The organism is Gemella parahaemolysans, from assembly GCF_053758945.1.
In genome coordinates this window covers 129897-141721 of the sequence record NZ_JBSMTP010000002.1, presented here as the reverse complement: position 1 = coordinate 141721, position 11825 = coordinate 129897, and the positions used below count along the sequence as shown (strand labels likewise).

Below are 11825 nucleotides of genomic sequence, written 5' to 3'. Positions count from 1 at the left end.
TCCTTTTTTTATTTTTCTGCTAATGTTACTTCTAAGCCATTATGATCAGAAATTATTGGATAATTATCATCATTAAATATAACAAAACTTTCTTTTACATCCAATTTTCTATTAATAAAAACATAATCCAATTTTTTCTGACACATAGAATCTTCCCAACCACTTATATTTTTATATACGGTAACTCCCCCGTCTTTTTTCTCGGCTAATTCATAAGTATCATATAATCCTTTATCAAGTATTCTTTTATAGTCATCTACTTGATGGAAATAATCCGTATTGAAATCTCCCATGAAAACTTTAAGATTCTTGTTATCTGTATAATTAATTAGGTTGCTAAGATTTTGATCTATGTCTTCCCCTTTACAAGTTGGCAAATTCATATGACAACTGTAAAATTCTACGATCTCATTATTTACTTTAAGATCGACTTTTAAAATTTTTCTCGATTCGATAGAAGTCACGGTTTGTTGTGCCGTACAGTAAAAATCCTCTACGGCAACAACTTCACCTTTAGCTAATATTGCTAATCCTTCTTCGAATTTATCAAATCCAATATGAGAATAAGTCCAGTAGTAACTGTAACCTTCCTCTCCATATTCTCTAATTTTATCAAGTAATAATTTCCCAAAATTATCTTCCTTGATTCCATCGTGAACATCTTTACTATTAATCAATTGATTTACTTCTTGCATGGCAACTACGTCATATTTTTTTTCTACAATCACCTTTGCTAAAATATCTAATTTTTCTAGTTGATTTTCTTCTAACCAACTGTGTACATTAATTGTTAATAGTCTCATTTAATGTTCCCCTTTATTTTTATTTATTCCAAATATCTTCATTATATTGAGCAATTGTACGGTCAGATGAGAAGAATCCTGCTTTTGCAATGTTCGCAATAACTTTCTTCATCCATAATTCACGGTTTTCGTAATCTGCTAACATTTCTTCTTTCTTAGCGTAATATTCCTCAAAGTCAATAAGTGTCATGAACCAGTCTTTATTAAGAAGTTCGTTATATAGTCTTTCTAGTCTTTCTTTATTTCCAAGTTTTACTAAATCTTTAGAAACTATGAAGTCAACAACTTCTTTAACACCATCTTTTTCATAGTATTCTTTAGAAACATATCCAGCAGTTTCGTAAAGTTTAATGATTTCATCACTTTCTTTACCGAAGATGTAGATATTTTCACGACCAACTAGTTCATCAATTTCCACGTTAGCTCCGTCTAGAGTCCCTAGAGTTAAAGCACCGTTTAACATGAATTTCATGTTACCTGTTCCACTTGCTTCTTTAGAAGCTAATGAAATTTGTTCAGAAATATCAGTTGCTGGTATTAATTTTTCTGCAACACTTACGTTATAGTTTTCAACTAAGAATACATTTAAGTATTTGTTTACTTCTGGATCATTGTTGATTAATTCTGATAGGCATAGAATTAAGTGAATGATATCTTGAGCTATAATATAGGCTGGTGCTGCTTTACCACCAAAGAATACAGTGATTTTTCTTTCTGGTAATTTTCCATTTTTAATATCTAAGTATTTTTTGATTACATATAAAGCGTTCATTTGTTGACGTTTATATTCGTGGAATCTCTTGATTTGAGTATCAATAATACTGTTTTCATCTAGTTCAATACCTTGAGTTTCTTTTAGGTATTCTTTAAGAACAAGTTTGTTCTCGTGTTTGATTTCTTCTAATTTAGCTGCTACTTCTTTACTATCTACAAATGCTAATAGTTTTTCTAATTTAGTCGCATCTGTTAAGTACTCATCACCAATTAGGTCTTTTAAGTAAGCCGCTAACGGTCTGTTAGAGAACTCTAACCAACGTCTGAATGTGATACCGTTAGTTTTGTTGTTAAATTTCTCTGGATATAATTCATAGAAGTGTTTTAACTCAGAGTTTTTAAGAATTTCAGTGTGTAAGTAAGCAACCCCGTTTACACTGTTAGAGAAGTGGATATCCATGTTTGCCATGTGTACTCTGTCATCTTTATCGATGATTTGAATATCTTCACCTTCATATTTTTCTCTAATAACTGCATCTAGTTGTTTGATGATTGTTACTAAGTGTGGCACCACTTCTTCTAAGTATGCTAATGGCCATTTTTCTAATGCCTCAGCTAAGATAGTGTGGTTTGTGTAACCAGTCATTTTTTGAACGATTATGTATGCTTCTTCAAATTCAATTCCGTGTTTTTCAGTTAATAAACGAATTAATTCAGGAATTACCATACTTGGGTGAGTATCGTTAATTTGAACATATGCATATTCGTATAAATCGTGAACATTACTTCCTTTAGCAATAGCTTCATCTAAAATTAATTGAGCTGCGTTTGACACCATGAAGTATTGTTGGTAAATACGTAGTAATTCACCATTTTTATCACTATCATCTGGATATAAGAATAATGTTAAGTTTTTCTCGATTTCAGTTTTATCGAAACTAATACCATTTTCAATGATACTACTATCTACTGATTCAATATCGAATAAGTTTAGGTAGTTTTTAGTATCTTTTTTATACCCTAATACGTCAATTCTTTTTAGAGTTGAAGTTAGGTTGAAGTTTTTGAATGGTACTGTGTATTTAACATCAGTATCTCTTAACCATGAAGAATCTTCAATCCAGAAGTTTGGCTCTGCGTGTTGTTCATTTTTAACAAATACTTGTCTGAATAAACCACAGTGATAGTTTAACCCAACACCATCACCATTAATACCTAATGATGATATTGAATCGATAAAGCAAGATGCTAAACGTCCAAGACCACCATTACCAAGTGATGGTTCTAATTCTGCCTCTTCAACGTCGCTAAGACGTTTGTTAGCTGCGTTTAATTCTTTTTCGATTTCTTCGTAGATTCCTAAGTTAATTAGGTTATTTGATAATAGTTTACCAATTAAAAATTCTGCTGAAATGTAGTAAACTTTCTTTTTATCAGAGTTTAAAGCTTTTTTATCAGCTTCTTCTTTTACATAATTTAATAGCTGTACATATATTTCTTTATTATCTAAATTACTTAGTTCTTTATTTGTATTTTCTAATACATATTTACTAAATGACATTTTATACCCTCTCTCTTGAATATCTTACTGTAATGTTTCTTAAAAATTCTTTTCTCTCTTCTGTTAGATCTTCTGCAAGCATTCTCCACTCCCAGTTTCCTCCAACTGTTGATGGAACGTTCATTCTGCTTGTTGCATCTTTATCTAAAAGATCTTGCATTGTTACGATTGCATAATCACTTACTGAAGAGTAAATTCCTCTAATCATAGCTTCTGTGATTTTTTCATCATCACGACGATTTAAGTATTCAGAAACTAGTTCTTTTTCTGATTCACCTAGTTTTTCATACCAACCATTAACTACATCATTATCATGTGTTCCTGTGTAAGCAACACTGTTTTGTGTATAATGATGTGGACGGTCTAAATTATCTTCTCCAGGGAAAGCAAATTGAAGAATTTTCATACCTGGATATCCAGAATCGTCTAGTAATTTTTCTGCTTTAGCGTCGATAAACCCTAGATTTTCTGCAACAATTGGTAAATCACCTAATTGTTCTTTAATTTTTTGGAATAATTCAATTCCTGGACCAGCTTCCCAAGTACCATTTACTGCATTTTCAGCATCTTTATCTATTTGCCAGAAATCAGAGAACCCTTTAAAGTGATCTATACGAAGTACATCATAGATTTTGAAACTTTCTTGAACTCGGTAAATCCACCATGAGAATCCTTGTTCTTTGTGTTTTTCCCAATCATAAATTGGATTACCCCAAAGTTGCCCAGTAGGACTGAAGTCATCTGCAGGACATCCAGCTACATAAAGAGGTTCATTATTTTCATCAACTTTGAATAGTTCTGGCATTGTCCACATTTCAACACTATCAGCACTTACATAAATTGGCATGTCCCCAATAATTTTAATTCCTTTGCTATTAGCATATTCTTTTAATGCTAACCATTGTTTAAAGAAGAAATATTGAGTTACTGTGTAGTATCTTATGCTATCTTGAAGTTCAGTACGATATTTTTCACGAGCTGCTTGTTCACCTTTTTTAATATCTTCATCCCAGTGAATAAAACTCTTATATCCAAAACTTTCTTTAATTGCCATATATTCAGCATAATCAGCTAACCAACTTGAATTCTCAGCTTCAAATTTTTCAATTTCAGCTAATACTTCACTATTTTTACTAGTGTTGGCAACTGCTTTTTCTAAGATTGGTCTTCTTGCCTCAAATAATAATGCATAATCAACTTTTTCAGGATTTTCCCCAAAGTTAACATTTACATAATCGCTTTCTTCAAGTAATCCATCTTCTTTTAATAATGAAAAATCAATTAGATTTAAATTCCCTGCTACAGCTGAGAAACTTTGATATGGTGAATCACCATAACTAGTAGTTGTAAGTGGTAAAATTTGCCAATAAGTTTGCTTTGTTTCTTCTAAAAAGTCTACAAAATCATAAGCACTTTTACCAAATGTTCCTATTCCGAATTGACCTGGTAATGATGTAATATGCATTAAAACACCACTTGAACGTTTTGTCATTATTAGTTTCCTCCGTTATTTTTTTAACTTGTATTTACAAAATAAGTTATTATAACTTAACATTAATTATTATAATAAAACACTTTCATTTTGTCAACACATTTATGTAATTCTTTTTTATTTCTTTGATAACATATACGTAAATGTGTAAAATCGTATTGACGTTGTACATATTTCTTGATTTTTACCTTTAGTACATTTATAATAATATAGATAAACTTTGAGAGGTTAATAGTAAATGAGTAAATACAAACAAGTCTATAGAGACTTAAAAGAAAAAATTGACACTCGAGTATATAAACGTAATACTGAATTACCGAGTGAAAATGAGCTAGTTAAAGAATACGGCTACTCTAAAGATACAATCAGAAAAGCTCTATCTTTATTAGAAATTAATGGTTATATTCAAAAAATTAAAGGTAAAAACTCTTTAATTCTGGGTCATGGAAGGATTAAAAACAACTATCTAGGAAACATTAAAACTTCTTCTGAATTAAATATCGATGGAAAATACGAAATCAAAACTTCCTTAGAATCTCTTTATATCATCCAAGGTGATAAAAAGATAATGGATATTTTTGGATCAAATGAAGATAATGATTTTTACAGAGTTAGTCGTAGTAGATTAATAAACGGTGAACGACTAGAATATGAAGTATCTTATTTTGATCGTAAACTTGTTCCATTTATTAACAAAGAAATAGCCGAATCTTCTATTTACAAATATTTAGAAAAGGAATTAGGTTTAAATATCACACACTCAAGACGTGAAATTTCATTTAGATATGCTACTGATGAAGAAAAACAACATATGGATTTAGGAGAATATAATATGGTCGCAGTGGTTGAAAGTATTACATATTTATCAAACGGTAATATCCTACAATATGGAATACTAACATATAGACCAGATAAATTCACATTTGTAACTATGGCAAAAAGATAAAAACGACTCGTAAATTACGATTTTATTAGAATCTAATTTATAGAGTCGTTCTCTTTTTTGTTTTTAATTTTAAACTAACCTTACTGTTTTAGTTATAGCTTGCGACACCATACTTAAAATATTTGAATAGTAAAATTAAATTATATAATATACACAAAAAACTGATAAAGGAAAATTATTCCTCTATCAGTTTTTATTTTATTCAAGATTATTTTAATCTTTCTTCTAATTCTGCTTTTAAGTCTTCAAATCCTGGTTTTCCAAGAAGAGCAAACATATTTTTCTTATACGCTTCTACTCCCGGTTGGTCGAATGGATTTAGACCTTGCATGTATCCAGAAATACCTACAGCTTTTTCGAAGAAGTATACTAAGTATCCGAATGTGAACTCACTCATATCAGGAAGCTCTACTACAAAGTTAGGTACACCACCATCAGTATGAGCAAGAAGAGTTCCTTCAAATGCTTTAGTATTTACAAAGTCCATAGTTTTACCAGCTAGATAGTTAAGTCCATCTAAGTTATTTTCAGCTTCTTTAAGTTCAATATCTTTATTTGGAGATTTAACTTTTAAGATAGTTTCAATTAGAATACGACGTCCTTCTTGAACATATTGTCCCATAGAGTGAAGATCAGTTGAGAAGCAAACGCTTGATGGGTATAATGCTTTTCCATCTTTACCTTCAGACTCACCGTAAAGTTGTTTCCACCATTCGTTGAAGTAAACCATTGATGGTTCATAAGAAACAAGAATTTCGATTAATTTACCTTTTTGTTGTAGTACGTTACGCATTACAGCATATTGATAAGCAATGTTAGTACTTAAATCTGGTGAAGAAAGCTCATCTTGAGCTAATTTAGCTCCAGCCATCATTTTATCAATATCAATTCCACTTACAGCAATTGGAAGTAATCCTACTGCTGTAAGAACTGTAAAACGTCCACCGATATCATCCGGTACTACAAATGTTTCATATCCTTCATCATCTGCAAGTGATTTTAAAGCTCCACGAGCTTTATCAGTAGTAGCAAAGATTCTTTCTCTTGCTCCTTCTTTTCCATATTTTTCTTCAAGTAATTCTTTAAAGATACGGAATGCAATTGCAGGTTCAGTAGTTGTCCCAGATTTAGAAATTACATTTACAGAAAAATCTTTTCCTGTAGTTTTTAAGTAATTAACTAATTCTTGAGTATAACTTGATGAAATAGTGTGTCCTACGAAGAAGATTTGAGGTGTTTTTCTATCTTTTTCATAGAAGTTGTAAAAACTATCGTTTAGCATTTCGATTGCTGCACGAGCTCCTAAGTAAGATCCACCAATTCCGATAACGACAAGTACTTCAGAATTACCCTGGATTTTTTTACTAGCTTCTTTAATTCTAGAAAATTCTTCTTTATCATAGTTAGTTGGTAAATCAACCCATCCTAAAAAGTCACTACCAATTCCAGTTTTATTATGTAATTGATCGTGAGCAACTTTCACATATCCTTCCATATTTTTCACTTCTTGTTCGTTAAAAAAGTTCAGTGCTTTCGAATAATCAAATTTTAAGTGCATTTTTAGTTCTCCTTATTTGTTTTTTCATCTTTTATTATAAATCATTGTTGGCTTATCGTCTATAATATAATCATAAATTAATTCAGAAACTTTATCAGCATTATGCCTAATCGTATTATTATCAACGATTCCTACATCATCATTTTTTATTAATTTTATTCCTAACTCTTCTATTTTTTCTTGATCGATTTTGACTGCTTCTTGTTTTTCTTTGTAATATTTCGATAAAATACTATCATCAAATTCACGTGAATTAGCAATTACCAAATCAAAAATGTTCGCTTCTACATGTTTGTTTATCGCAACAATATGATCCGATACTGTGTAATTGTCAGTTTCCCCATGTTGAGTCATAACATTACAAACATATATCTTCTTGGCATTACTTTCTCTAATCTTTTCCGAGACCTTAGATATTACTAGGTTAGGAATTATAGAAGTATATAAGCTTCCTGGTCCCATAATAATATAGTCTGCCTCCTCAATTGCTTTAAGTACATCTTCATTAGGTTTTACTCTAGATGGTGTAATATAAACACTATCAATTACCCCTCCAGCTTCTGTAATCGAAGATTCTCCCCTTATAATTTCACCTGTTGATAATACTGCATTTAATGTAGCTATATCATTAGTCGTTGGCAACACAGTTCCACGTACATTTAAGATTCTACTCATTACCTTTACCGCTGTAGAAAAATCTCCATGAATATCCGTCATGGCTGCTATCATTAAATTACCTACTGGATGACCTTTGACTTCGCCACTATCAAAACGATATTGGAACATTTTTTCCAAATACGGTTCAACATCAGATAATGCCGCAATAACATTTCTAATATCTCCTGGTGAAGGAATATTCATATCACTTCTTATTTTTCCAGAACTTCCTCCATCATCTGCTACCGTTACTACAGCTGTTATCTCAAGAGGATATTTCTTTAATCCTCTTAAAAGAACTGATAAACCAGTTCCTCCCCCAATAGTAACTACCTTTATTTTAGTTCTCATTTTCCTACCTACCCTTATTAATATCGCGATGTTCTAAATGCACCCTATATCCTAATTTTGAAATATCTTCATATAACCTTCTAGCTATACTTACAGAGCGATGTTTTCCACCTGTACATCCTACTGCAATAGCAACCTTGTCACGACCTTCATATTGATACTTATCTACCATAAAAGTCATAAGCTCTAGATATTTTCCATAGAATTCTTGAGTAATTTTATCTTCAAAAACAAACTCATAAACCTCATTGTCTTGACCTGTTTTTTCTCTTAGTTCATTAATATAAAATGGATTTTTTAAAAAACGCACATCAATTATATTGTCTGCATCAATAGGAATCCCATATTTATAACCAAAACTAGAAATTGTAATATGATAACTATCTTTTTTCTCAATTCCGAAATCTTCCAATATTTTTTTCTTCAAATCTTTTACAGAAGTATTTGTAGTATCATAAATATAATTTGCAATTCCTTTAATGTCATTCATATCTTTTCTCTCTTGAGCAATACCTTCGAGTAAGCTAAACTCAGTTGATAAAGGATGATTTTTTCTAGTTTCTTTATATCTATTAACCAATATTTGATTATCGCTATCTAAAAATAAGATTTTAACATCAAAGTACTCATTTTGTTGAAGTTTTTTTAGTAACTCTTTTAAATCAACAAAAATATGTTTACTTCTTATATCAATACTTATCGCTGTTTTAGCAATATCTTTTTCTTCTATTATTCTCAAGAAATCTTCTACAACTAATCCGGGTAAATTATCTGTACAAAAATACCCTTGGTTTTCAAAGATTTCTAATGCCGTATTTTTCCCTGCTCCGCTTATTCCCGTAATTATAACTAATTTTTTTTTCATAGCTTCACATCCAATTTTTTAATTATATAGGTTATGGAAGAATATACTCATATTATAGTAAATCAATAAGCTCTTCCATAACCTATATTGTACACCATTTCTAGACTTTTGTGTAGTATTTTAAAATAGTACATAAAAGAACTACTGTGTGATTGTCTCTCCACAGTAGTTCTTTTGTTATCTGTTATTTCTATTTATATTATTATTTGTAGTATTATTGCTATTGTTTATACTATTACTTCTTGTACCAGATGTTGCAGTATTAGAATTATTATTACTGTTATTATTTCCTCTAGCTTGATTACTATTATTAATTGATGAATCATTTTGGTTATTATTTGTATTATCATCGGAGTTATTATTACGATTGTTATTATTATCGTCAGTATTATTTTCACGTTCTTTTTTTTCTTGATTTCGCCTATTTTGCTCTTCAATCTGTCGACGTTCACTATCTGAAATAACTTTAACTCCACCATTTATTGATCCCACATTGCCTGGAACAGTAAATCCTTTAGGAGGATGTATTCTTACAATATTTTGCATATTAATTCGGTAAAGTGCTTGTGTCTTCTGAGTATCATCTTGAGTCATATACTTTGTAGGACCATCTATTGCATCAAACCCTTGCCACACAGCCATCGTATAATTACTAGTATAACCTATTGTCCATGAATCTTTAGAATAATTATCAGCATCAAATCCGAATTTTTGAACCTCTTCTTCTCCAAAAGTTGTAGTTCCTGTTTTAACAGCCATATCCGCTCCATATATACGAGCATTAGAAGCCGTTCCATTAACTACGTTTCTTAACATAGATGTCATAATATATGCGGTAGATTCTTTGATAACACGCTTTCTGTCATCTGTACTAAAACTTTTCACTTCAGTTCCTTCGCTGTCATAGACTTTTTTAATAGCTCTAGGTGTCGCATAATACCCCCCATTACTGAATGGAACATATGCTCCTGCCATTTGTAATGGAGAAAATCCATCACCACTTCCTCCAATTGGAGTTGTTAGGGAGTCGTCCGTAATATTCATACCAACATTAGCTGCATACTGTTTTACTTTACTAAACCCTACTTCTTGATATGCTTTAATAGCCGGAATATTATATGACCAAACTAATGCATTATTTATTGTAATATTTCCATGGAATTGTCTATCCCAGTTCTGAATTTGAGAACCTTGAATTTTAGTATCGTTAACTGTATGATCTGAGCCCCAATTTAAATACTCGATAGCAGGCCCATATGCAAGTATTGGCTTAATTGATGAACCTGGTTGTAATTTAGCTTGTGTCGCAATATTAAATCCATGGAAAGTTTGCTTTTTACCTCCATACAGAGCAGAAATTCCACTATTTTCATTATTTAAAACAACCATAGCTACATTACTTGCTTGTTTTATTCCAGCATAGTTAGCATTGACACTTTCAGTTAACGTACTTTGGATTCTTGGATCGAAGTTTGTATAAATCTTAAGACCTAGATTTAATACATCTCCTTCATAATCTTTATATTCTTTACTATTTTTCAACTCATTTACTATTTGATTCATATATGATGTATATTTAGAATCAAACTCGCTCGATAATATTACACGCTCACTTTCATCACGATCAATAACCCCTGACAGTACATCAGTTTTTTGTGCTGCTTGTGAGTCGGCCTCTGAAATTTTTCCATGATATTGCATTAAGTAAAGTACAGTATCACGGCGAGCCTTAGCAGCTTCTGGATTATCATAAGGGTTGTAAGTATTAGGATGCTGAGGCATTCCTGCTAAAAGAGCCATTTGAGGAAGAGTAAGTTGATTTAATTCTTTTCCATAATAATATTTAGCTGCTGTCTTTAGTCCGTAAACACCGTCTGAATAGTAAATTCTATTTACATACATTGTAAATATTGATTCTTTATCATAATTTTGCTCTAATTTATATGCTAAATAAGCTTCTTGAACTTTACGTTTTACACTCTTATTGTCATCTAAAAATGTTCTCTTAATCAATTGTTGAGAAATAGTCGATGCCCCTTGCGAACCAAAACCACTTGTAAGGTTCGATACTACCGCTCCAATTAAACGTCTAAAATCTACAGCACCATGTTCAAAGAATCTATTATCCTCTGTCGCTAAAATTGCGTCTTGCATCCTTTCTGGAATGTCTGCGGTTTCTAAGTTTTCACCTATTTGGTTACCTAGTTTTGCTACTTCATTATTATTTACATCATAGACAATTGTTCTTGAATTATTATCTAATATTTTTGAATCAAATGCCGGAGCTTGGTAAATCCAAAATACACATAACAAGAAAATCGATATGATAGCAACACTAGCCACATACAATCCATATCTTAAAATTTTCAACCATAATGTTTTATTATTTTTTTTAGAATTAGGATTACTTATTCTTCTTCCAGATAGTTTAGGTTTCCTTGGACCTCCAGACCCATTTCCGCTACTATCTTTCTCAACATTCGGTAATCCCTCACGTCTTCGATTGGCACCAGCTTCTCCTCTTTTTAAAATTTCATCATTTATTAAAGGTCTTCTTTGCTGACCTTTATTCGTTGGATTAGTATTTCTTCTAGATATATATCCACCTGGCATGATACTCTTCTTTTCTTGAGAGTGTCTATCTTTTCTAGATAACCTATTGTTATTATTTTCTGCCATTGTATATCCTCTCTTTTTTTAGATATTTAAACTTTCAATTTTATTACAGTCATTCTATAATAAAATTATACATTGTACTACACTAATTTTAAAGTAAATTGAGAAAAAAATCAATTTACTTTATAGTTTATTAACTATTATTTAACAATATTGTAACATAAGAATTCTCTTCTTCATTACAATATAAATTAAAAATGAA

8 protein-coding genes are annotated in these 11825 nt (G+C 30.9%); 1 reads left to right on the top strand and 7 read right to left on the bottom strand.

The window, feature by feature from the left end; all coding sequences use genetic code 11:
• Window positions 1–8: 8 nt before the first annotated feature.
• The 3 genes from ACWOBP_RS02365 to malQ are packed head-to-tail and all read right to left on the bottom strand — an operon-like array spanning window position 9 to window position 4570.
• Window positions 9–803 carry an endonuclease/exonuclease/phosphatase family protein gene (locus ACWOBP_RS02365; protein ID WP_455337305.1) on the bottom strand — a complete coding sequence of 265 codons (795 nt, stop codon included), beginning with the start codon at window positions 801–803 and terminating at the stop codon, window positions 9–11.
• A gap of 19 nt (window positions 804–822) precedes the next feature.
• Window positions 823–3078, bottom strand: coding sequence for a glycogen/starch/alpha-glucan family phosphorylase (gene glgP / locus ACWOBP_RS02360; protein ID WP_455337304.1), 2256 nt, complete (start codon window positions 3076–3078; stop codon window positions 823–825).
• Between the two features lies 1 nt (window position 3079).
• Window positions 3080–4570, bottom strand: coding sequence for a 4-alpha-glucanotransferase (gene malQ, locus ACWOBP_RS02355; protein ID WP_455337303.1), 1491 nt, complete (start codon window positions 4568–4570; stop codon window positions 3080–3082).
• Window positions 4571–4808: 238 nt separating this feature from the next.
• Between malQ and ACWOBP_RS02350 the strand changes: the two genes are divergently transcribed.
• Window positions 4809–5516 carry a UTRA domain-containing protein gene (locus ACWOBP_RS02350; RefSeq protein ID WP_455337302.1) on the top strand — a complete coding sequence of 236 codons (708 nt, stop codon included), beginning with the start codon at window positions 4809–4811 and terminating at the stop codon, window positions 5514–5516.
• Between the two features lie 208 nt (window positions 5517–5724).
• On the opposite strand, the gene ACWOBP_RS02345 is transcribed toward ACWOBP_RS02350, so the two are convergent.
• The 4 genes from ACWOBP_RS02345 to ACWOBP_RS02330 form a co-directional block, all read right to left on the bottom strand.
• Window positions 5725–7074, bottom strand: coding sequence for a glucose-6-phosphate isomerase (locus ACWOBP_RS02345; protein WP_455337301.1), 1350 nt, complete (start codon window positions 7072–7074; stop codon window positions 5725–5727).
• A gap of 24 nt (window positions 7075–7098) precedes the next feature.
• Window positions 7099–8082 (bottom strand): gluconeogenesis factor YvcK family protein, encoded by a 984-nt coding sequence (locus tag ACWOBP_RS02340; protein ID WP_455337300.1) that lies wholly within the window; start codon window positions 8080–8082, stop codon window positions 7099–7101.
• A 4-nt stretch (window positions 8083–8086) separates the two neighbouring features.
• Entirely contained in the window at window positions 8087–8947 is an 861-nt protein-coding gene (rapZ, locus tag ACWOBP_RS02335) for an RNase adapter RapZ (protein ID WP_455337299.1), read from the bottom strand.
• Between the two features lie 177 nt (window positions 8948–9124).
• On the bottom strand, window positions 9125–11626 hold the full coding sequence (locus ACWOBP_RS02330; RefSeq protein WP_455337298.1) for a transglycosylase domain-containing protein: 2502 nt from the start codon (window positions 11624–11626) through the stop codon (window positions 9125–9127).
• Window positions 11627–11825: the final 199 nt, after the last annotated feature.